This is a genomic window from Isoptericola sp. NPDC019693, assembly GCF_044389085.1.
Taxonomy (GTDB): domain Bacteria; phylum Actinomycetota; class Actinomycetes; order Actinomycetales; family Cellulomonadaceae; genus Isoptericola.
This window is the reverse complement of record NZ_JBIRXP010000007.1, coordinates 82,556-102,855: the sequence shown is the minus strand read 5'-3', so window position 1 is coordinate 102,855 and position 20,300 is coordinate 82,556. Positions and strand designations below refer to the sequence as shown.

Below are 20,300 nucleotides of genomic sequence, written 5' to 3'. Positions count from 1 at the left end.
GTCAGGCCTCCTTCGCGGCCGGGGCGCCGCCGCCCAGCGCGCCCTGCACCAGACCGCCCAGCGCCCCGGTCAGCAGGTCGGGCGTGATGGTGAGGTGCTGTACGTCGGGCAGCGACCGGGCGGCGTCGCGCAGGGCGAGGGCGACCAGCGTGCCCTGGCCCGCCTCCGCGTACACCGCCATCCGCTCCCGCTCGGCCGCGGCCTCCGCCTCGCCGACGGCGCGCACCTGCTCGGCCCGCGCCTCGGTCTCCAGGGTCGAGCGCTCGGCCCTCGCCCGGGCCTCGACCATCGCGGCGGCCGCCTGCTCCTCGGCCTCGCGGCGCGCGTTGGCGCCGTCCTGGGCGACGAGGCGCTCGCGGCGGGTGGCCAGCTCGATCTTGCTCGCCAGCTCGTTCTCCGCGATGGCCCGCTCCCGCTCGACGGCGAGCGCCCGGCGCTCGTACGTGGCGCGGTCGGCCTCGGCCTGGATCTGCTCCCGGGCCGGGGTCTGCAGCGCCCGCTCGACGTCCTTCTCGGGCCGGACGGCGAGCACCTGCACGCCGACGACGGCGATCCCCGTGGCGACCAGCCGCGGGTCGGCGGGCAGCGCCTCGGTGAGCAGCGCCCGGACGCGGGGGACGCCCGCGGTCATGGCCTCGGCGAGCGTCATGCCCGCGAGCACGTCGGCGGCATGGCTCTGCGCGAGCTGGCCGACGATGGTCGTGACCTGGTCCCGGCCGTCGGTGCTGGTGGTGCCGTCGTGCGGGTCGACCGCGAAGTCGAGGCGCTGCGACGCGGTCACCGGGTCGGCGAACCGGTAGGTGACGTTGGCCTGCACGGTGACGTCCTGGTGGTCGGTCGTGACGGCGTGGAAGAAGACGGGCAGCTCCTGGTCGTCCACGGGGACCTCGCTGAGCACCGAGGTGGTGGGCCGGAACCAGAACGCCTGGCCGACGCCCTGGTGGGCCACGCGGCCGCGGCGCAGGTGCACGACGTGCCCGGTGGGGCTGCCGAGGAAGTGCCGGATCCAGGGGTACGTGCGGACGGTGGCCATGATGCCCTCCGAGTTCTCGTCATGCTGACGATTAATTGATGTCAGGATGACGATAACCACCGTCCCGATTTCTCGTCAAGCTGACATCAAACGGGGTTAGGGTGGCCGGGTGGACCAGAGGACCGGGGGGCGTGAGGCGCCGACGGGAACGAGCGGGGCGGTGCCCCCGGACGCGGCGCTGCTGCCCGTGACGGTCGACGTCGTCGCGCTCACCGTGCGGGACGACGTCCTGCAGGTGCTGCTCGTCGAGCGCGGGGTCCCGCCCTTCCGCGGGGCCCTCGCCCTGCCCGGCGGTTTCGTGCAGGCAGGGGAGCGGCTCGCCGCCGCCGCGACGCGCGAGCTCGCGGAGGAGACCGGCGTCGCCCCGCCCGGCCACCTGGAGCAGCTCGGCACCTACGGGCCGCTCGGCCGCGACCCGCGCGGGCCCGTGCTGTCCGTGGCGTACCTGCTGCTGGCGCCCGACTTCGGCGTCGTGCGCCCCGGGTCCGACGCGGGGTCCGTGGCCTGGTGGCCCGTCGCCGACGTGCTGGACGCCCCGGGCGGGCCGACGCTCGCGTTCGACCACGCGCGCATCCTGGCCGAGGGGGTCGAGCGGGCACGCTCCAAGCTCGAGTACTCCCCGCTCGCCACGGCGTTCTGCGGGGCCGAGTTCACCGTCGCCGAGCTCCGCCGCGTCTACGAGGCGGTCTGGGGAGTGCGCCTCGACCCTCGCAACTTCTCGCGCAAGGCCACCGGCACGCCCGGCCTCCTGGAGGAGACCGGCCGGTTCACCTCCGGCGGCGCCGGCCGCCCGGCCGCCCTCTACCGGGCGGCGCGACCCGGCACGCGCGCGGGCGTACGCCCCGGGCCGGACCGGGGTGACGGCGGCCCCCTCGACGGCCCTGTCGACGGCCCTGTCGACGGCCCTGTCGACGGCCCTGTCGACGGCCCTGTCGACGGCCCTGCCGACGGGCCGGCGAGCGTCCCGGCCGTCCTCAACCCGCCCCTGCTGCGCCCCGCCCCGTGACGCCGGGCGGCCCGGCTCGCGACGCGCGAGTCCGACACGCGCGATTCAGATGAACACCAGGTGAACAGTCCCGGAACAGTTCACCGAACGACCCCCTGACGGTCGATCAAGCCCTCCGGCGCCCCCCACGATGGTGTCGTGACCGAGACGCTTCTGCTCGCGCTCGTCGTCGTGACGGCCCTCGCGTTCGACTTCACGAACGGGTTCCACGACACGGGCAACGCGATGGCCACCTCCATCGCCACCCGAGCCCTCAAGCCCCGGACGGCCGTCGCGCTGTCCGCCGTCCTCAACCTCGTCGGCGCCTTCCTCTCCCTCGCCGTCGCCGCAACGATCGCCAAGGGCATCGTCGACGCCGGGGTGATCACCCTGCCCGTCGTGCTCGCCGGCCTGGTCGGCGGCATCGTCTGGAACCTCATCACCTGGTTGTTCGGCATCCCGTCCAGCTCCTCGCACGCCCTCGTGGGCGGCATGGTGGGCGCCGTGCTCGCCGCCGTCGGCACGTCGGGCGTGCTGTGGGAGGGCGTGATCGCCAAGGTGCTCGTGCCGGCCCTGATCGCCCCCGTGGTCGCCATCGCCGTGGCCGGCCTGGGCACGTGGCTGGTGGCCCGCCTGACCCGCGGCGTGCCGCAGGACGTGACGAACCGCGGCTTCCGCTGGGGCCAGATCGGCTCCGCGTCGCTCGTCTCCCTGGCGCACGGCACCAACGACGCGCAGAAGTCGATGGGCATCATCCTGCTCGCGCTCATCGCGGGCGGTGCGGTGCCGGCCGACTCCGGCGTCCCGTTCTGGGTCATCCTGTCCTGCGCCCTCGCGATGGCGATCGGCACCTACCTGGGCGGCTGGCGCGTCATCCGCACCCTCGGCAAGGGGCTCGTCGAGATCGACACCCGCCAGGGCATGGCCGCCGAGACGTCGTCCGCCGCCGTGATCCTGCTGTCCAGCCACTTCGGCTTCTCGCTCTCGACGACGCACGTCGCCACCGGCTCCGTCCTCGGCTCCGGCGTGGGCATGCCGGGGGCCAAGGTCCGGTGGAGCGTCGCAGGGCGCATGTTCGTGGCCTGGATGGTCACGCTCCCCGCGGCCGGCCTGGTCGGCGCGCTGTGCCACTGGCTCGAGTCGGCCATCGGCGGCTCCGCCGGCACCATCGCCGTCTTCCTCCTGCTGGTCGTGTCCTCCGCGGCCATCTGGATCGCGTCGCGCCGCAAGCCGGTCGACCACACCAACGTCAACGAGGAGTGGGACGAGGAGAAGGGCGCGTCCCTCCAGTCCGTGGCCGCCACCACCGGCGAGGCCGGCGGCGAGCGGGTCGGGCCCGTGCCCGCCGTGGCCACCGCCTCGTCCGTCGCGCCGGCCGTCGGTGCCGTGGGCACCGTCGACGCCCCGTCGAACCCGAAGGTGGACGCATGAACTTCATCGAGTGGGGCGCCCTCGGCCAGGTCCTCGTGGCCGGGCTGATCGTGGGCGCCGGCATCCCCGCCCTCTTCGCGCTCGGCCTGCGCCTGCTGGCCGGCACGACGTCGGCCGACCCGGCGGCGGCCTCGTCCGCCGCGCAGCGCGGGGCCGACGAGAGCGGCGCCCCGGCGTCGCGCGTCGTCGCCATCCCGCGACCCTCGACCGCCCGTCTCGTGGGCGCGATCGCCTGCATGGGCGTCGTGGTCGGGGCCATCGCCTTCGGGCTGGTCTTCCTGGTCTCCGGCGGGCACTGACCCGTCGTCCTGCTCTTCTCGGGTCCGGGAACTACCTCGCGGGCTCGGGGACTACCTCGGCGTGAGCGTGTCGGACTTGGCGGCCAGCACCCGGCGAGCCGACTCGTCGACCCTCGCCGCGAACGCCGGGTCCTTGCGGGCCTTCGCCACCAGGGCGTCGGCCATCGCGGGGGCGACGGACGGGTCGGCGGAGACGAGCACGAGGTCGACGCCGGCGTCCACGGCGTCCACGGCACGCTCGCCGGGCGACCGGTCCTGCACCTGGGCGGCGGCGGACACGTCGTCCGTCATGACGACGCCGTCGAAGCCCAGGTCTCCGCGCAGGACGTCCTCGACGACCACGGAGGAGAACGCGGCGGGGGCGTCGGGGTCGATCTTCTCGTAGACGGCGCTCGACATCATCACGTAGCGGGCACCGGCCTCGATCCCGCGCGCGAAGACGCGCACGGCGTCGTCGTCGCGGGTCGTGACGTCGTCGGTCACCTCGGCCTCGGTGTCGGTGTTCTCCGTGACGCGGCCGAGGCCGGGGAAGTGCTTGATGACGGGCTCGACGCCGGCCGCCCGCTGGCCCGCGCCGAACGCGTTCGCCGAGCGGACCACCGTCGTCGGGGTGAAGCCGTAGCTGCGGCCGAAGTAGCCGATGGGCGGGTTGTCGGCGGGGTCGTCGCCGTCGACCAGGTCCATCACGGGCGCCAGGTTGAGGTTGACGCCCGCGGCCGCGAGCTCGTCGCCCCAGCCCTGCGCGCGCTGCTGCAGCGTGGCCGGCTTCCACGTGGCCTGCTCGGTGGCCTTCGGGATCTCGGAGAACCCCGGTCCGCGGAGCACCTGGACCAGTCCGCCCTCCTGGTCGGTGGCCACGAGCAGCGGCGTCCCGTGGGTCGAGCGCCGGGAGACGAGGGCCGTGTACCGGGCGACGAGCTCGCGGGTCGCGTCCACGCCCGCCGTGCTGCGGCCGTGCAGGAACACGTTGCCCACGTGCTTGTCACGGACGGACTCGGCGCTCACGTCCGCCGGGTCGCTCACCGACACCCCGACCATGAGCAGCTGGCCCACCTTCTGCTCGAGGGTCCAGCCCGCGAGCACGTCGTCGGTGCCCTGCGGGCCCGGCGTCGCCTCCGGGGCGGGTGTCGGCGAGGCGCTCGTCGGGGTGGACGACGACGCGGGCGAGGATGTGGGCGGCGAGCCCTGCCCGGCGGCGGGCGAGGGTGCGGGCGACGGCTCGCCGGACGTGCCGGAGCACGCGGCGAGCGGGGTGACGACGAGCGCCGTGGTGAGCACGGCGGCGACGGCCCGTGGGGGCCGCCGGCGGGTCATGCGCGTCGGGCAGGCGCACCGTCGCGATGGGCGAGGGTCGCGAGCGCGTCCTGCCAGTGCGCCTGCGAGTTCGTCGCGTGCTGGGCCGTGTCGATGTTCTCCTGCCTCACGGACACGACCGTACCCGTCTCGTCCGGTTCGAGCGCAATACGAATCTCGTGGTAGTTGTCCTCGACGTCGGCGAGCTCCGCCAGCGGGGAGAAGTGGGTGAAGTGCAGCAGGCGGGGGCGGTCGACGGCGATCACCACGCCCTTGTCCGCGAACTGGCGGCCGAAGAAGTGCCCCTCGAACGTGATGGGGCTGCCGGGGCGGAAGTCCGTCTCGATGTTCGCACCCAGCATCCAGCGAGCGCCCGGGTGCATGAGCTCGGCCCACACGCGCTCGGGCGGCTGAGCCACGTGGACCGACGCCTCGGCGACGTGCGGGTAGCGGTGCTCGGGCGTGCTGGTGGGGCTGGTCATCGTGGGGGTTCCTTCCGCCGGCTCCGGTAGGTTCCGACCCTAACGCCGAGCCTCCGCCGTCGCCGTCCCCGGTGGTGTCGCGTCCGCCAGCTCGCGCACGAGGTCCAGCGCGTCGTCGACCGACTGCGCGGGGTCGGTCACCGGTGCCTGGACGTGCCGCACGACGCCGCCCGGGTCCACGAGCAGGGTGACGCGCTTGAGGCGGTCGGAGCCGCCGGCGCGGAACACCGGCAGCCGCAGCGCGGACGCGGCGAGCCCGTCCTGGTCGGAGGCGAGCAGGTAGGGGAGCCCGGCGTGGGCGGCGAACGCGGCCTGCTGCTCGGGGTGCTGCGTGCTCACGCCCAGCACGCGCGCCCCGGCCGCAGTGAGGTCGGCGTGCCGGCGTCCGTAGGTGACGCACTCGAGGGTGCAGCCGGCCGTGCCGGGCACCTCGCCCCAGCGCGGCGGGTAGCCGTGGGTGCCGGGGGCGTACGCACCGGGGAAGAAGAACAGGACGGTCCACCGGTCGGGGTCGACGAGCCGCACCGTGGAGCCGTCGTGCGCCGCGAGCGCGACGTCGGGCACCCGCGCGCCCTCGAGGGCGCGCACCCGCGCGAGGTCGCCCTCGCCGGGGGCGCCGCTGAGCTCGCCGTCGCCCATGACGAACTGCGTGCCCCATTCCTGGAGGGCGAGCAGCACGGGCAGCAGGCCCTCGCCGCGGGCGGTGAGGCGGTAGTCGTGACGCGGCGGTCGCTCGGAGTACGGCACCTTCTCCAGCACGCCGTGCTCGACCAGGCCGCCGAGCCGCTCGGTGAGGGCGCGGCGCGACAGCCCGAGCGCGCGGTCGAAGCCCTCGAACCGGGTGACGCCCGCGGCGGCCTCCCGCACGATCAGCAGGCTCTGCCAGTCGCCGACGACGCCGAGGGACTGCGCGATGCCGCACGAGCTGTCGGCAAGGTCCTCGCGGCGCATGGGGGTCATCCTCTCGCCGGGCCGGGGTGCGCGTCCATCCCGCACCATAGGGTAAGTTCCAATCTGGAACTTACACCGTCCGGCGGCTCACAGCGTCTGCCGGTTCCCTGATCACGAGGAGGTGGCCGGTGGCCACGAGTGCACGACCGTTCTGGACCTACTGGGCCGCGAGCACCACGAGCGGGGTCGGCACCGCCGTCACGACCGTCGCGCTGCCGCTGGCCGCGGTGACCGTGCTCGACGCCGGCCCGGTCGAGACCGGCCTGCTGGCCGCGTCGTCGTACCTCGCCTGGGTGGTGCTCGGGCTGCCCGCCGGCGCGATCGTGCACCGGTTGCCGCTGCGCGCCACGCAGGTGGTGGCCGACCTGGTGCGCGCCGCGGTGATCCTCGCCGTCCCGCTCGTGTGGTGGCTCGGGGAGCTCTCGCTGGTCCACCTGGTGCTGGCGGCGCTCGCGGTCAACGTGGCCGAGGTCTTCTTCTTCACCGCCAACACGACCTTCCTGCCCACGGTGGTGCCGAAGCACGAGCTGACCAGCCGCAACAGCCTCGTCTCCGGCACGCAGGCCGCCACCCAGCTCGGCGGGCCGTCGGCGGCGGGCCTGCTGGTGCAGGCCGTCGGCGCTGTGCCGGCGCTGCTGGTCGACGCCGCGTCGTACGTCGTGTCCGCCCTGCTGCTGCGGCGGCTGCCCGAGCGCCGCGAGCCGGCCCTCGGCGACGGGGAGGCCCGGCCCGGGATGGCGCAGATGATCGCCGAGGGCTGGCGGTTCGTCGTGCGGCACCCGGTGATCGCTCCCGCCACCTGGTGGGCCTGCGTCGTCAACCTCGTGTGCGGCGTGCAGGCCGGGCTGTTCGCGCTCTACCTGGTGCGCGACCTCGACGCGCCGCCCGCCATGGTGGGCGTGCTGCTCGCCGCCGACGGCGTGGGCTCGCTGCTCGCGGCGGCGGTGACGCCGTGGCTGGTGCGGCGGTTCGGGTCGGCGCGCGTGCTGCTGCTCGACGGGCTGGTCGGGTTCGCCGGCGCGCTGCTGATCCCCCTCGGCGCCGGCACGGCCGGGTGGCTCTGCTTCGCCGTCGGCACGATGGTGTTCGGGGCGGCCGTGGTGCCCGGCAGCGTCGTGACGCGCACCTACCGGCAGGTGGCCAGCCCGCCCGAGCTGCTGTCCCGGGTGATGGCCACGGTGCGGTTCGTCTCCTGGAGCATGATCCCCCTGGGGTCGCTCGCGGCCGGCGTGCTCGCCGCGCAGGTGGGCAGCCGCGCCGTGCTGCTCGGGTCCGCGTTCGTCATGCTGGCGGGCCCCGTCATCGTGGGGCTGAGCCCCGTGCGCCGGCTGCGGAACCTCGAGGACTTCGACGCCGCGGAGGACGCGGCCACCCCGTCGGCCACCGCGCTGTCGCGCTGATCGCGCCCGTCGGGGCGGCAGTGAGCGTTCGGCGCGGCAGCTCGAGCTGCCGCGCCGAGCCGAAACTGCCGCCGTGAGTCAGTCGAGGACGCCGGCGGCCGCCGCCACGAACGCGTCGACGGTCTCCGGCGCGGTGTCCCAGGCGCACATGAGCCGCGCCTCGACGCGGTCCGGGGTCTCGCCGTCGGCCCAGTCGTAGAAGCGGGCGACGGCGCGCAGCCGGTCCGCGGCGGCGCGCGGGAGCGTCGCGAAGACGGCGTTCGCCTCGGTGGGCCGGGTGACGCGCACGACGTCCCCGCCGAGCGCCTCGAGCCCCGCCCGCAGCCGGGCGGCCATCGCGTTCGCGTGCGCGGCGTTGCGGTGCCACAGCGGTGCGTCGTCGCCCGTGGACAGCGGCTCGCCGGGCTCCCCGAGCAGGGCGAGGAGCTGCGCGGACACGAACCGCGTCTTGGACGCGAGCTGCATCGACGCCTTGCGCAGGAACGGCACGGCGGCCGCGGCCGACTCCCGGGCGCGGGCGGACGCGTCGTCCGGGGCGTCGTCGGGCCCCAGCACGAGGACGGCCTCGCCCAGCATGCCGCCGTTCTTCGCCGCGCCGAGGGAGACGACGTCGACGCCGGCGTCGGTGGTCAGCGCGCGCAGCGAGCAGCCGAGGGCCGCCGCCGCGTTGGCGAGGCGCGAGCCGTCGACGTGTACCGCCATCCCGAGGTCGTGCGCGACGTGCGTCAGGGCGCGGAGGGCGTCGAGCGGGTACACCGTGCCGAGCTCGGTGGACTGCGTCAGCGACAGCACCGCCGGGTGGGCGCGGTGCACGTCGTCCCGCTGGCCGGCCCAGCGCGCGACGTCGTCGGGCGTGATCCGGCCGTCCACCGACGGGCAGGCGAGCAGCTTGAGGCCGCCCACCCGCTCGGGCGCGCCGTTCTCGTCGGTGTTGACGTGCGCGACGTCGGACACGACGACGCCGCCCCAGCGCGGCGAGAGCGCGGTGAGCGACACGACGTTGGCGCCCGTGCCGTTGAGCACCGGGAACGTGAGCGCGCCCGCGCCAAACACCTCGCGCACCCGCGCGTCGAGGCGGGCCGTCCACGGGTCGTCGCCGTACGCGACGGCGTACCCGTCGTTCGCCGCGACGACGGCGGCGAGGACGTCGGGGTGCGCGGGCGCGTAGTTGTCGGAGGCGAACGGCGGGAGGGTGCGGGGGTCGGTCACCGGCCCAGGGTAGGCGGGGTCGCGGCCCGCCGACGTAGCGGTTCGTCGTCGTCCCTGTGCGTGACGACGACGAACCGCTACGTCGACGCCGGGGCGGTCGGGTCGCCGCCGGTGGACTCGCGCCAGACGATGCGGTGGATCGGGGCGCCCGCAGCGGGCCGCGGCTCGCCCCGCACGGCCGCGACGAGGCGGCGCATCGCGGTGCGGCCGGCCTCGGGGAAGTCCACGGCGACGGTGGTGAGGGACGGCATCATCAGCGCCCCCATCTCGAAGTCGTCCCAGCCGGTGACCACGAGGTCGCCCGGCACCGACCAGCCGCGCTCGGCGGCGCCGCGGACCACGCCGGCGGCGAGGTAGTCGTTCGCCGCGATCACGGCGAGGGGTGGCGCGTCGGCCGGGAGCTCGGCGACGGCGCGGCGTGCGTCGTCCCCCGACCAGGAGCCGCCGAGGACGCCGAGCGACACGACGCCGGGCGTGGCGGGGTCGGCGGCGGCCCGGGCGACGGACGCCAGGTACACGTCGCGGCGGGCGCGCGCCGAGGCGTAGTGGTCGGGACCCGCCACGTGCACGAACCGGCGGTACCCGGCGGCCACGAGCGTGCCGACCAGCACCTCGACGGTGCTCGCGTCGGCGAGGTTGCCGAGGCTGCGCATCTGCTCGTCGAACGTGGCCTCGGCGACGACAGGTGAGGTCCCGTCCTCGGGGTTCGCGGAGCCGGGCGGGGACGACAGGGCCTCGGGCAGCACGGGGACGAGGGTGAGGACGCCCTCGTACTGCCCGCTCGCGGCGAGGTCGCGGACGCGGGCCGTGCGCTGCTCCACCGTGCCGTCGACGGTGTGCGTCTCCATGACGTAGCCCGCGGCCTCGGCCACCTCTCCGGCGCCGGTGAGCAGCCGGACCTGGTGGTCGAGCGTCGCGCCGGTCACCACGGCCAGGCGGCCGGACCGGCGCGTGCGCATGGACCGCGCGGCGAGGTTGGGGCGGTAGCCGATGGACTCGGCCACCTGCAGCACGCGCTCCCGCGTGGCCGCCGCGATGGTGCCTCGGCCGGTGAGCGCGTACGAGACGGTCGCCTGCGACACCCCGGCGAGGCGCGCGACGTCGCGGCTGGTGGGCGGGTGCTGTGGCATGATACGTATCATACGCTGCGGTAAACGCTTCCCACGACTGTCGTTCCATCGGAGGAACCATGCTCACCATCGGGATCGTCGGCACGGGCGGCATCGCCCGGGCGCACATCGACGGCTATCAGCGCTTCCGGGAGGAGTGCGAGATCGTCGCGCTGTGCGACCCCGCCCCCGGTCGCGCCGAGGCCCTGCGCGCGGAGCTCGGGCTCGACGGCGCTCGCGTCTACCCCGACGCCGCCGAGATGCTCGCCGCCGAGCAGGCCCGAGGAGGGCTCGACCTCGTCAGCGTCGCGACGCCGCCGTCCACCCACGCCGCCCTGTCGATCCAGGCCCTGGAGGCCGGCGTCGACGTGCTCGTCGAGAAGCCGATGGCGCCGTCGCTCGAGGAGTGCGACGCGATGATCGCCGCCGCGAACGACAACGGGCGGCTGCTGTCCGTCGTCGCGCAGAACCGCTTCCGCGACGACATCGCCACGCTCAAGGAGGTGCTCGACTCGGGCCTCGCCGGCCCGGTCACGCACGCGCAGGTCAGCTCGGCCTGGTGGCGCGGCACCGAGTACTACGACCTGTGGTGGCGCGGCACATGGGAGAGCGAGGGCGGCGGCTGCACGCTCAACCACGCCATCCACCACCTGGACATGACCCTGTGGATGCTCGGCTCCCCGAAGGCCGTCACGTCCGTGCTCACCAACGCCGCGCACGAGAACGCCGAGGTCGAGGACCTGTCGGTGAGCGTGCTCCAGTACGACCGTGCGCTCGCCGAGGTCACCGCCTCGGTGGTGAGCCACGGCGAGGAGCAGGGCTTCGTGGTGCAGGGCCGCGACGCGCGCGTCTCGCAGCCGTGGAAGGTCGAGGCGAACCTGGCCAACCCCAACGGCTTCCCCGCCGCCGAGGACGACACCGAGCGGGTCGCGCAGATCGAGGCCGTCGCAGCGGCGCACCGGCCGTTGGAGCACACCGGCCACGCCGGGCAGATCGCCGACATGCTCGACGCCGTGCGCGAGCGCCGTCGACCCGCGGTGGACGGCGAGGACGGCCGGCGCGCCATCGAGCTGGTCACCGCCATCTACGAGGCGGGCATCGAGCGCCGCACCGTGGACCTGCCGCTCTCGCCCGACGACCCGTACTACCGCACCGGCACCCTGGTGGACCGGGCGCCGCGGTTCTTCGAGAAGACGGCCTCGGTGGGCGAGCTGCCCGGCGCGATCATGGTGGGGGCGAAGGCATGAGCGCGGCGAGCAGCGCGAGCGGCGCCGCTTACGCGCCGGACCCGGTGCCCGCCCCCGTCGTCGAGCCGGGCGAGTTCGTGTTCGCGGCGACCAGCCTCGACCACGGCCACGCCTTCGGCATGTGCGAAGGGCTCGCGGGGGCCGGCGGCACCCTGAAGTGGGTGTACGACCCCGACCCCGCCAAGGTCGAGACGATGCGCAGCAAGTTCCCGGAGGTGCGCGTCGCGCGCAGCGAGGCGGAGATCCTCGACGACGCCGAGGTGCGGCTCGTCGCGGGCGCCGCGGTGACCTCGGAGCGGGCGCCGCTGGGCCTGCGGGTCATGGACGCGGGCAAGGACTACTTCACGGACAAGGCGCCCCTGACGACGCTCGACCAGCTCGCCGCGGCGCGCGAGGCCACGGCCCGCACCGGCCAGAAGTACGCCGTCTACTACTCCGAGCGGATCCACGTCGAGGCCGCCGTCCTGGCCGAGCAGCTCGTCGACCGGGGCGCGATCGGCCGCGTGCTGCAGGTCATCGGCCTGGGGCCGCACCGCCTCGGCACCGGCCGGCCGGACTGGTTCTTCGAGAAGGAGAAGTACGGCGGCATCCTGTGCGACATCGGGAGCCACAACTTCGACCAGATGCTGCACTACGCGGGCGCGAAGGACGCGGAGATCAGCCACGCGGCGATCGCGAACTACCACCACCCGGACCACCCCGAGCTGGACGACTTCGGCGAGGCCGGCATCGTCATGGACAACGGGTCCACCGGGTACGTGCGCGTGGACTGGTTCACGCCGGACGGCCTGAGCACGTGGGGCGACGGCCGCACGATCATCCTCGGCACCGAGGGGTACATCGAGCTGCGCAAGTACGTGAACATCGCCACCGAGCGGCGCGGCGGGCACGTGTTCCTCGTGAACGGGGACGGCGAGCAGCACCTGAACGCCGAGGGCCAGGTCGGCTTCCCCTACTTCGGGCAGCTCATCCTCGACTGCCTCGAGCGCACCGAGAACGCGATGACGCAGGAGCACGCGTTCAAGGCGGCCGAGCTCAGCGTCCTCGCCCAGCAGGGCGCGCGGGTGCTCACCCCCTGACGGCGCGGGTCGAGCCTGCCGGGGCCGAGGGTCCCGACAGGCTCGACCGGTGCGCGGTGCGCGGTGCGCGGTGCGCGGTGCGCGGTGGGCGTCAGTGCCTGTGGTGCCCGTGGTGCCCGTGGTGCTTCGCGTGCAGGTCGATGCTGACCAGCGTGCCCTGCGGCGGGTCCTGCGGCCCCGCGGTCGGGTCGAAGGCGTTCGCCGTCGCGAGCAGGCCCTTGCCGGACCACTCGACGGCGCCCGGCACGTCGATCGCGACGACCGTGCGCGGGCCGCCGTGCCTGACCATGCTGATCCGGTTCGCGAACATCTCCGCGACGTACACGTCGCCCTTCGGGGACACGGCAAGGTTCGTGGCGCTGAGGAACCCGCCGGCGACCTTCCGCACGGAGCCCGACCAGGGGCTCACCCGGTAGACCGAGGCGCGTGCGCCGAGGCTGTCGTCCTCCGGCCCGCCGGGCAGCGTGGAGACGTAGAGCTGACCCCACGGGCCGACCTCCACGTCGGTGGGCACGGCCTCGAACCAGTACGTCTCGCCGACGACGCAGTCCGGCAGCCCGAACATCGCCGCGGCCTGCGCCGTGACGACGGCCGGCTGTGCGGGCAGCACGGCCACGGTCCGCACGCGGCCGCGGTCGCTGACGGACAGGATGGCGTTCATGCCGGCGTCGGCGACGTAGGTGGTGCCCCTGGCCTGCGTCGTCGCGTACGGGTGGGAGTCCTCGATGCCCTGGTACCGGACGGGGATGCCGTCCGGCGGCGCCTGGTCGAGGCACGCCTGGTCGACGTCGCGGAACCCGTAGGTGACGTCGCCGTCCGGGTTGTTCGCGTTCTCGTACGCCCGGATGTCGGCGAGGGTGCGCGCCTCGCCGGTCGGGTTGCCCTTCTTGTCGAGCCGCAGGGTCTTGATGCTCGACGCCACCGGGCCCGACGCGTCGTCGATGAGCGTCTCGGTGAACGTGAGCCGCCGGTCGCGGTAGGAGACGCCGCCGACCTCCTCGCCGTTCGCCGACGCGTAGAGGACGGTGGTGTCGCCGTGCCTGTCCACCTCGGTGAGGAGTCCGGCGAAGTTCTGGGTGACGTAGCTGGTGCCCTTGGCGCCGGCAGCGGCGCTGAGGGGGGTGACGAGGCCGGTGGCCACGTCGGTGATGGTCGGGGGCTTCGGGGAGGGCTTGCCGCCGTGGGCGGCGGCGGGGCTCGCGGCGAGCAGCAGCGCCGTCGCTGCTGCAGCCACCGCGGTGGTCGCGCGTCTCATGGATGCTCCAAGGTGCCGAGCGGGGGAGGCGGGGTCGTCGGTGCGACGACGTGGCGCACGCCGTCCCTGCGGCGGTGCCGAGCGGTCGGCGCGGCCGACCAGAAGGGCCGCGCCCGGCGAGCACGTCACGCTCGGCGGTGAGCACGGCAATCCCCAGACTGCACCCGACCGGGGAACGGTCGCCACAGCGCCGGAGGGTTCCTCCGGGTGAGAAATCAGCGATAGATGCCCAGGTCAGCGGACTGCGAGGTCCACCCGGACGAGCCGGTGGTCGCTCGACGGGAACGGGTACGTGCCGGTCAGGCGCGACAGCGGGTCGGCCTGCGTCGGCCAGAACACGCCCGCGTCGCGGACGCGCAGACCCTTCGACGGCAGCACGTAGTCGGCGCGCAGGTTGCCGGGAGCGGTGTCGGCGAAGTCGGCCGTGTCGAGGGCCGGGTCGCCCTGGTGCGTCGTGTTCGCCCCGCCCTGCAGCGCGGCGGCCTCGACCGCCCCGTCCGACGTCGGGAGCGGGTCGGTGATGCGCGGGTGGTCGAGGAGCTGGTCGATCGCGGCGTCCACCGAGTCGCCGTCGAGCGGGTCGGCGTTCTGGTCGCCGAGGATCACGAACCGCTCGCCGGGCTTCAGCCCGCCGCGGTGACCCGCGTCGTCGTAGATGTAGCGCGACGCCTTGCCCGGGGTGACGTAGTCGGCCCAGAACCGGATCTCGTCGTGGTTGCGGCGACCGTTGCGGTCCTCCGGGCCGTCGAACGTGGGCGGGGTCGGGTGGGACGCCAGCACGTGCACGGTCCGGCCGCCCACGCGGACCGGCACGTCCCAGTGCGACTTGCTGGACAGCCGCACGACGTCGAGCTCCTCGGGGGAGTACCAGTCCGCCGGCGCGGGGGTGCTCGGGTCGTCCGGCAGCAGGGCGCCCGGCATGTCCTTCCACAGGAAGTGCTGGAACGTGCGCACGTTCCGCGTGTCGATCGGGTACTTCGACAGCACGACCATCCCGTACTGGCCCTCGAAGTCCCCGAAGCCGAACGCGTCGTTGCCGCCGCCCACCGCCCCGGAGTTGTCGAGGTCGAAGCCGCTCGGCACCCCGGTGTTCGACGGCGCGGTGTACGCGTAGCGGTAGTGCACCGGGTCGGCGCCGCCCTGCGGCACCTCGAGGTAGTTCTCGCGGAACTCCTCCACGCTCGCGTGCGCCGCGTCGAAGTCGAACTCGTTGAGGAGGACGACGTCCGGGTCCGCGCGCTGGATCACCTCCGCCACCGTGCGCGCCTGCGGGTCGTCGCCCGTGGCCAGGTCCGCCCGCAGCTCGCCCTCGGCCGCCCGGTTGAGCGACAGGTTGTACGTGGCCACGCGCAGCGACCGGTCGTGGGGCTGGCCGTGGCCCCCGTGACCGCCGTGGCCCCCCTGGGCGCTCGCGGCGAGCGGTGCCGCGGCCAGGCCGGCGCCGAGCGCGAGCGTGGCGGCGAGGGCGACGGCCGGGCGGCGGACGGCGCGGCGTCGGGCAGGGGTGCGGCGAACGGTCATGACGTCACGGTAGGGAGCCGGGCGCCGCGGCGGAAGAGGGGCGCGGCGACCTGTGGATGAACGGTCGGTGTCGGCGGGCGAGGTGTCAGTGGGTCGGGGCAGCCTGGGGAGATGACGCAGCGGACATACCCGCACGGGACCCCGAGCTGGATCGACCTGGAGACGGCGGACGTGGACGCCGCGCTCGTGTTCTACGGCGCGCTGCTCGGCTGGCGGTTCACCGAGAAGCTGCCGCCGGGTGCGCCGGGGAGGTACGTCGTGGCGTCGTGGGACGGCACGGACGCGACGGCGATCGCGGCCGTCGCGACCCCCGACCCGGGCTACGACGGCGAGCCGGCGTGGCACACGTACCTCGCGGTCGACGACGTCGACGCCGCGGCGTCCCGCGTCGTCGAGCTGGGCGGCGTGGTGAGCTCGCCGCCGCAGCAGGTGGGCCCGCCCGGTGAGCCCGCCGGGTGGATGGCGCGCATCGTCGACCCGGAGGGTGCGCCCAGCCGCCTCTGGCGCGCGGGCACCCGCGCCGGGGCGCAGCGCGTCAACGAGCCCGGCACCTGGAACTTCAGCAACCTGCTCACCCCCGACGTCGACGCCGCGCTCCGGTTCTACGGGCCGCTGCTCGGCTGGGAGCGCAGCGACGACCTGGGCGCCGGCATGGCGCGCGTGCCCGGGTACGGCGACCACCTGGCCCGCACCGTGGACCCCGGGATCCACGAGCGGCAGGAGCTCGTCCCGCCGGGCTTCTCGGACGTCGTCGCGGGAGTGCTGCCCGCGGACGGGCCGGCACGCTGGTCGGTGGTCTTCGCGGTGACCGACCGCGACGCCGCCGCCGAGGCCGCCGAGCAGGCCGGCGCCGTCGTGCACGCGACGCAGGACACCGAGTGGACCCGCGAGGCGACGATCCGTGACCCGTTCGGCGCGGACCTCGTGCTCTCGCAGTTCGCCCCGCCGCCGGAGTTCGTGGCTGCCGAGGCGGAGGCCGGGAGGTCCTGAGCCGGCGCGGGGACGAGCGTCAGGGGCGGCGCGCCTGCACCCACATCACGGGCGTGTCCATGAAGGTCCCTCGCCCGACCTCGCGCGCGTCCGCCAGCCCGGCGTCCGTCAGCAGGCGCTGGATGCCGCCGTCGGCGTTGTCCGCCCGGTGCTGGTTCACCCCGATCTCGTGGCGCCGGTGGTTGCCGTGCCCGTGGCCGCGTTCCTGACCGTGGCCGGTCCCGTGACCTCCGTGCTGCTCGCCGTGGGGACCGTGCCCGCCGTCGTGTCCACCGTCGTGGCCGGGCGCGTCGAGGTCCGCGATCGTGACGGTGCCGCCGGGGCGCAGCACGCGCGCGAGCTCGGCGGCGAACCGGCGCTTCTCGTCCATCGGCACGTGGTGCAGCGCGAGGGAGGACAGGACGTGGTCGACGCCCGCGTCGGGGGCCGGCAGCCGGTCGGCGAATCCGCGCACCAGCGTGAGCGAGCCGCGCCGCCCCACCCGCCGCCGTCGGGCCTTGCGCGCCGCCCGGCGCAGGGCGGCACCGTCCGGGTCGAGGCCCGTCACCGCGGCGTCCGGCACCGCGCGCAGCACGGCGAGCGAGAGGTTCCCGGTGCCGCACCCGACGTCGAGCACGTGCTGCCCGCGGCCGATCCCGGCGAGCTCGACGGTGCGCCGGTGCAGCCGTCCGGCGCGGCGCCACCAGCTCTGCACGTCGTACCAGGGCATCTTCCACGCGCTGCTCATGCCGGGCAGGTAGGCGCGGTCCGCCTCGTCCGGGCGGACGTCGTCGAAGAGGCGCACGCCACCCGCGGTGGTGTCAGGGCCCTGCGGGGGTCGGTTCACGACGCCACGGTAACGCCGGGGCCGCGGGGCTGACCTGCGCTGACACCACGACGCACCACATTCGACACCAGAATGACGTCAAAGGTCTTGCGGTGACACCATCGTGGTGTCATAGTGGAGCCATGGACCTCACGAGATACGTCGACGAGCTGCAGCAGCAGCTCGGCACCGCAGCCGCAGCGGGCGGGGACGAGGCGCGGGAGCTGGCATCCCGCCTGACCGCCCCGCTCGATGCCGCCGCCCGGCTGGTGCTGCTCGAGGCGCTGTCCGACGCGGCGGGCGAGATCTCCGCCGAGCTGGCCCCCGGCTCGGTCGACATCCGGCTCCGCGGCGGTTCGCCCGAGTTCGTCGTCACCGCGCCGTCCGAGCCCTCCCCGGCGCCCGCGCCCGGCCCGAGCCTGGAGGCGACCGGCCCCGGCTTCTCGGTGAGCGTCGACCTCGAGGGCGGCGCCACCACCCGCACCACCCTGCGCCTGCCGGACCACCTCAAGACGCAGGCCGAGACGGCCGCCGCCCGCGACGGCGTCTCCGTCAACACGTGGCTCGTGCGCGCGGTCGCCGCGGCGCTCGAGCAGTCCACCGGACGCCCGGCCGCCCAGGCCCGTCCGCAGCAGCGCGGCTCCGGTCGCGTCACCGGCTGGGTGCGCTGATCCCCTCGCACGGCCCCGCACCGCACCGCCCTCGTCCTCCCTGACACCACCCCGACACCACTCCTGGAGCTCCGTCATGCCTACTTTCCCCGCCCCGCAGCCCGTGCCCGTCCTGATCGACGTGCCGTTCGCCAACGTGCACGTCGTCGCCGGGGAGCGTGACGACGTCGTCGTCACCGTGCTGCCGACCAACGCCAAGTCCGGTAGCGCCCGCGCCGCCGAGCAGGTGCGCGTCGACCGCGACGGCGACGCCGTCTCGATCACGTACCCCGGCTCGTGGAAGCAGTTCGTGCTCCCGTTCGCGGCCGGCACCGCCGACATCACCGTCGAGCTCCCCGAGGGGTCGACCCTGTCCGGAAAGGCCGGCTCGCTGTACGCCGAGGGTGTGCTCGCCGCCGTCGACATGACGCTGTCCGCCGGCAACGCCCGGGTGGACGACGTCGAGCGGCTCGACCTCAAGATCTCCGCCGGCTCCGCGACCGCGGGCCGCGTCACCGGAACCCTCGACGTCAAGGTGAGCGCCGGGTCCGTCTTCGTCGACGAGATCTCCGGCGAGGGCACGATCCGCGCGACCAACGGCACCACGACCGTCGGCTCCGTGACCGGGGCCCTCGAGGTGCGGGGCGCGCACGGCGACATCGCGGTCAGCCGGGTGCGCGGCACCCTCACGGCCAAGTCGGCGCACGCCGGGATCCGGGTGAACACCCTCGAGTCCGGCGCCGTCACCCTCACGACCTCCTACGGGTCGATCGAGGTCGGGGTGCCCGAGGGCACCGCCGCCTACCTCGACGTGTCGTCGGAGAACGGCTCCGTCCGCAACCAGCTGACCCCCACCGAGGGGCCGGTGCAGGACGAGGCCACGGCGGAGATCCACGCCAGCACCGGCTTCGGTGACGTCGTCGTCCGCCGGCCCTGAACCACCGGCCCCAGGAATCGGAGAACAGACATGACCACCGCCCAGTCCGACGGCGCGGCCCGCGGGGCCGCCATCCACGTCCGAGGTATCGAGAAGTCGTTCGGCGAGCTGCACGTGCTGCGCGGGGTCGACCTCGACGTCGCCACCGGCAGCATCTTCGCCCTCCTCGGCTCCAACGGCGCCGGGAAGACCACCCTGGTGCGCATCCTGTCGACGCTGCTCAAGCCCGACGCGGGCACGGCCGTCGTGCACGGGTTCGACGTCGCGACCAAGCCCGGCGACGTGCGCGAGTCGATCAGCCTCACCGGCCAGTTCGCCGCCGTCGACGAGATCCTCACCGGCCGCGAGAACCTCGTGCTCGTCGCCAGGCTGCGCCACCTGAAGGACCCGGGGGGCGTGGCGGACGAGCTGCTCGCCCGGTTCTCGCTCACGGAGGCCGGCGGCCGCCGCGCCGGCACCTACTCCGGCGGCATGCGGCGTCGCCTCGACATCGCGATGAGTCTCATCGGCGACCCGCCGATCATCTTCCTGGACGAGCCCACGACCGGCCTCGACCCGCAGGCGCGGATCGAGGTGTGGGACACCGTCAAGAAGCTGGCCCACGGCGGCACCACCGTGCTGCTCACCACGCAGTACCTCGACGAGGCCGAGCAGCTCGCCGACCGGATCGCCATCCTGCACGAGGGGACGATCATCCAGAACGGCACCCTCGCCGAGCTCAAGCGCCTCCTCCCGCCCGCCAAGGTCGAGTACGTCGAGAAGCAGCCCTCCCTCGAGGACGTCTTCCTCTCGCTCGTCGGCGCGACCGGTACCGAGAAGGACTCCTGATGACCACCCACGCCCTTGCCGACACCCGCACCCTGACCGGTCGTTCGCTGCGCCACATCCTGCGGAGCCCGGACACCATCGTCACCACGGCCGTCACCCCGATCGCCCTGATGCTCATCTTCGTCTACGTCTTCGGCGGGGCGATCAACACCGGGACCGACGAGTCGTACATCAACTACATGCTGCCCGGCATCCTGCTGATCACCGTCGCGTCCGGCATCGCCTACACCGCGTACCGGCTGTTCCTCGACATGCAGGGCGGCATCTTCGAACGGTTCCAGTCGATGCCGATCGCGCGTTCGAGCGTCCTGTGGGGGCACGTCCTCACGTCGCTCGTCGCCAACCTCGTCTCGGTCGCGATCGTCATCGGGGTCGCGTTCCTCATGGGTTTCCGCACGGGCGCGTCCTTCGGGTCGTGGCTCGCCGTCGCGGGGATCCTGGCCCTGTTCACCCTCGCGCTGACCTGGCTCGCCGTGATCGCGGGCCTCTCGGCGAAGACTGTCGACGGCGCGAGCGCGTTCAGCTACCCGCTGATCTTCCTGCCCTTCATCAGCTCGGCGTTCGTGCCCACCGACACGATGCCCGGCCCGGTCGCCTGGTTCGCCGAGAACCAGCCCGTGACGTCCATCGTCAACTCGATCCGCGCGCTGTTCGCCGAGCAGCCGGTCGGCAACGACATCTGGATCGCCCTGGCCTGGCTCATCGGCATCTTCGTGATCGCCTACGCCTTCGCGGTCGTCGCCTACCGGCGGCGCATCAGCTGAGCCGACGGCGGCACCGCACGCCGGTCGAGCCG

General features: G+C 74.2%; 20 protein-coding genes. 11 read left to right on the top strand and 9 right to left on the bottom strand.

Annotation, left to right across the window (positions count from 1 at the left end):
* Position 1: 1 nt before the first annotated feature.
* Positions 2 to 1,093, bottom strand: a complete 1,092-nt coding sequence (locus ACH436_RS18900; protein ID WP_430561748.1) for an SPFH domain-containing protein — start codon at positions 1,091 to 1,093, stop codon at positions 2 to 4.
* Between the two features lie 49 nt (positions 1,094 to 1,142).
* Here ACH436_RS18900 and ACH436_RS18895 point away from each other — a divergent pair, with 49 nt between their 5' ends.
* The 3 genes from ACH436_RS18895 to ACH436_RS18885 all read left to right on the top strand — a co-directional run bounded on the left by ACH436_RS18895 (position 1,143) and on the right by ACH436_RS18885 (position 3,748).
* Positions 1,143 to 2,039, top strand: a complete 897-nt coding sequence (locus ACH436_RS18895) for an NUDIX hydrolase (RefSeq protein WP_430561747.1) — start codon at positions 1,143 to 1,145, stop codon at positions 2,037 to 2,039.
* 138 nt (positions 2,040 to 2,177) lie between these two features.
* The gene (locus ACH436_RS18890; RefSeq protein WP_430561746.1) at positions 2,178 to 3,449 is read left to right on the top strand and encodes an anion permease; all 1,272 of its coding nucleotides are present in this window, start codon (positions 2,178 to 2,180) and stop codon (positions 3,447 to 3,449) included.
* Positions 3,446 to 3,748 carry a hypothetical protein gene (locus ACH436_RS18885; protein ID WP_430561745.1) on the top strand — a complete coding sequence of 101 codons (303 nt, stop codon included), beginning with the start codon at positions 3,446 to 3,448 and terminating at the stop codon, positions 3,746 to 3,748. The genes ACH436_RS18890 and ACH436_RS18885 overlap by 4 nt, the downstream gene beginning before the upstream one ends.
* A 51-nt stretch (positions 3,749 to 3,799) precedes the next feature.
* Here the strand turns inward: ACH436_RS18885 and ACH436_RS18880 are convergent, their stop codons facing one another.
* Genes ACH436_RS18880 through ACH436_RS18870 form a run of 3 tightly spaced genes read right to left on the bottom strand, consistent with a single transcriptional unit; the run spans position 3,800 to position 6,474 of the window.
* Complete coding sequence (locus ACH436_RS18880; RefSeq protein ID WP_430561744.1) at positions 3,800 to 5,062, bottom strand: glycoside hydrolase family 3 N-terminal domain-containing protein; 1,263 nt, start codon at positions 5,060 to 5,062, stop codon at positions 3,800 to 3,802.
* A complete protein-coding gene (locus ACH436_RS18875) occupies positions 5,059 to 5,523 on the bottom strand; it encodes an SRPBCC family protein (RefSeq protein WP_430561743.1) in 465 nt (154 codons plus the stop codon). The genes ACH436_RS18880 and ACH436_RS18875 overlap by 4 nt, the downstream gene beginning before the upstream one ends.
* Positions 5,524 to 5,562: 39 nt before the next feature.
* On the bottom strand, positions 5,563 to 6,474 hold the full coding sequence (locus tag ACH436_RS18870) for a winged helix-turn-helix transcriptional regulator (protein WP_430561742.1): 912 nt from the start codon (positions 6,472 to 6,474) through the stop codon (positions 5,563 to 5,565).
* A gap of 128 nt (positions 6,475 to 6,602) precedes the next feature.
* Between ACH436_RS18870 and ACH436_RS18865 the strand changes: the two genes are divergently transcribed.
* A complete protein-coding gene (locus ACH436_RS18865; protein ID WP_430561741.1) occupies positions 6,603 to 7,874 on the top strand; it encodes an MFS transporter in 1,272 nt (423 codons plus the stop codon).
* Positions 7,875 to 7,952: 78 nt separating this feature from the next.
* On the opposite strand, the gene ACH436_RS18860 is transcribed toward ACH436_RS18865, so the two are convergent.
* Together ACH436_RS18860 and ACH436_RS18855 are read right to left on the bottom strand one after the other, a co-directional pair.
* Complete coding sequence (locus ACH436_RS18860; protein ID WP_430561740.1) at positions 7,953 to 9,083, bottom strand: threonine aldolase family protein; 1,131 nt, start codon at positions 9,081 to 9,083, stop codon at positions 7,953 to 7,955.
* A 77-nt stretch (positions 9,084 to 9,160) separates the two neighbouring features.
* Positions 9,161 to 10,213 carry a LacI family DNA-binding transcriptional regulator gene (locus ACH436_RS18855; protein WP_430561739.1) on the bottom strand — a complete coding sequence of 351 codons (1,053 nt, stop codon included), beginning with the start codon at positions 10,211 to 10,213 and terminating at the stop codon, positions 9,161 to 9,163.
* Positions 10,214 to 10,272: 59 nt separating this feature from the next.
* Between ACH436_RS18855 and ACH436_RS18850 the strand changes: the two genes are divergently transcribed.
* Complete coding sequence (locus tag ACH436_RS18850; protein ID WP_430561738.1) at positions 10,273 to 11,439, top strand: Gfo/Idh/MocA family protein; 1,167 nt, start codon at positions 10,273 to 10,275, stop codon at positions 11,437 to 11,439.
* Positions 11,436 to 12,518 (top strand): Gfo/Idh/MocA family protein, encoded by a 1,083-nt coding sequence (locus tag ACH436_RS18845; RefSeq protein ID WP_430561737.1) that lies wholly within the window; start codon positions 11,436 to 11,438, stop codon positions 12,516 to 12,518. The genes ACH436_RS18850 and ACH436_RS18845 overlap by 4 nt, the downstream gene beginning before the upstream one ends.
* Before the next feature lie 91 nt (positions 12,519 to 12,609).
* Here ACH436_RS18845 and ACH436_RS18840 read toward each other — a convergent pair whose 3' ends face one another.
* A complete protein-coding gene (locus ACH436_RS18840; protein ID WP_430561736.1) occupies positions 12,610 to 13,773 on the bottom strand; it encodes a ScyD/ScyE family protein in 1,164 nt (387 codons plus the stop codon).
* A gap of 234 nt (positions 13,774 to 14,007) precedes the next feature.
* Complete coding sequence (locus ACH436_RS18835; RefSeq protein ID WP_430561735.1) at positions 14,008 to 15,294, bottom strand: endonuclease/exonuclease/phosphatase family protein; 1,287 nt, start codon at positions 15,292 to 15,294, stop codon at positions 14,008 to 14,010.
* A 111-nt stretch (positions 15,295 to 15,405) separates the two neighbouring features.
* Here ACH436_RS18835 and ACH436_RS18830 point away from each other — a divergent pair, with 111 nt between their 5' ends.
* Entirely contained in the window at positions 15,406 to 16,284 is an 879-nt protein-coding gene (locus ACH436_RS18830) for a VOC family protein (RefSeq protein WP_430561734.1), read from the top strand.
* Positions 16,285 to 16,303: 19 nt separating this feature from the next.
* Here the strand turns inward: ACH436_RS18830 and ACH436_RS18825 are convergent, their stop codons facing one another.
* Complete coding sequence (locus ACH436_RS18825) at positions 16,304 to 17,110, bottom strand: class I SAM-dependent methyltransferase (protein WP_430561733.1); 807 nt, start codon at positions 17,108 to 17,110, stop codon at positions 16,304 to 16,306.
* Positions 17,111 to 17,232: 122 nt separating this feature from the next.
* Between ACH436_RS18825 and ACH436_RS18820 the strand changes: the two genes are divergently transcribed.
* The 4 genes from ACH436_RS18820 (at position 17,233) to ACH436_RS18805 (ending at position 20,268) form a co-directional block, all read left to right on the top strand.
* Entirely contained in the window at positions 17,233 to 17,760 is a 528-nt protein-coding gene (locus ACH436_RS18820; protein WP_430561732.1) for a histidine kinase, read from the top strand.
* A 76-nt stretch (positions 17,761 to 17,836) separates the two neighbouring features.
* Complete coding sequence (locus ACH436_RS18815; protein ID WP_430561731.1) at positions 17,837 to 18,676, top strand: DUF4097 family beta strand repeat-containing protein; 840 nt, start codon at positions 17,837 to 17,839, stop codon at positions 18,674 to 18,676.
* Between the two features lie 30 nt (positions 18,677 to 18,706).
* Positions 18,707 to 19,504 carry an ABC transporter ATP-binding protein gene (locus tag ACH436_RS18810; protein ID WP_430561730.1) on the top strand — a complete coding sequence of 266 codons (798 nt, stop codon included), beginning with the start codon at positions 18,707 to 18,709 and terminating at the stop codon, positions 19,502 to 19,504.
* Complete coding sequence (locus ACH436_RS18805) at positions 19,504 to 20,268, top strand: ABC transporter permease (RefSeq protein WP_430561729.1); 765 nt, start codon at positions 19,504 to 19,506, stop codon at positions 20,266 to 20,268. The genes ACH436_RS18810 and ACH436_RS18805 overlap by 1 nt, the downstream gene beginning before the upstream one ends.
* The last annotated feature ends 32 nt before the right edge of the window (positions 20,269 to 20,300 follow it).

Excerpts from the sequence above, each read along its gene's own strand:
- ACH436_RS18885 (WP_430561745.1), top strand. The coding sequence starts at position 3,446 with ATGAACTTCATCGAGTGGGGCGCCCTCGGCCAGGTCCTCGTGGCCGGG.
- ACH436_RS18880 (WP_430561744.1), bottom strand. The coding sequence starts at position 5,062 with ATGACCCGCCGGCGGCCCCCACGGGCCGTCGCCGCCGTGCTCACCACG.
- ACH436_RS18875 (WP_430561743.1), bottom strand. The coding sequence starts at position 5,523 with ATGACCAGCCCCACCAGCACGCCCGAGCACCGCTACCCGCACGTCGCC.
- ACH436_RS18870 (WP_430561742.1), bottom strand. The coding sequence starts at position 6,474 with ATGCGCCGCGAGGACCTTGCCGACAGCTCGTGCGGCATCGCGCAGTCC.
- ACH436_RS18855 (WP_430561739.1), bottom strand. The coding sequence starts at position 10,213 with ATGCCACAGCACCCGCCCACCAGCCGCGACGTCGCGCGCCTCGCCGGG.
- ACH436_RS18850 (WP_430561738.1), top strand. The coding sequence starts at position 10,273 with ATGCTCACCATCGGGATCGTCGGCACGGGCGGCATCGCCCGGGCGCAC.
- ACH436_RS18845 (WP_430561737.1), top strand. The coding sequence starts at position 11,436 with ATGAGCGCGGCGAGCAGCGCGAGCGGCGCCGCTTACGCGCCGGACCCG.
- ACH436_RS18840 (WP_430561736.1), bottom strand. The coding sequence starts at position 13,773 with ATGAGACGCGCGACCACCGCGGTGGCTGCAGCAGCGACGGCGCTGCTG.
- ACH436_RS18835 (WP_430561735.1), bottom strand. The coding sequence starts at position 15,294 with ATGACCGTTCGCCGCACCCCTGCCCGACGCCGCGCCGTCCGCCGCCCG.
- ACH436_RS18830 (WP_430561734.1), top strand. The coding sequence starts at position 15,406 with ATGACGCAGCGGACATACCCGCACGGGACCCCGAGCTGGATCGACCTG.
- ACH436_RS18820 (WP_430561732.1), top strand. The coding sequence starts at position 17,233 with ATGGACCTCACGAGATACGTCGACGAGCTGCAGCAGCAGCTCGGCACC.
- ACH436_RS18815 (WP_430561731.1), top strand. The coding sequence starts at position 17,837 with ATGCCTACTTTCCCCGCCCCGCAGCCCGTGCCCGTCCTGATCGACGTG.
- ACH436_RS18810 (WP_430561730.1), top strand. The coding sequence starts at position 18,707 with ATGACCACCGCCCAGTCCGACGGCGCGGCCCGCGGGGCCGCCATCCAC.
- ACH436_RS18805 (WP_430561729.1), top strand. The coding sequence starts at position 19,504 with ATGACCACCCACGCCCTTGCCGACACCCGCACCCTGACCGGTCGTTCG.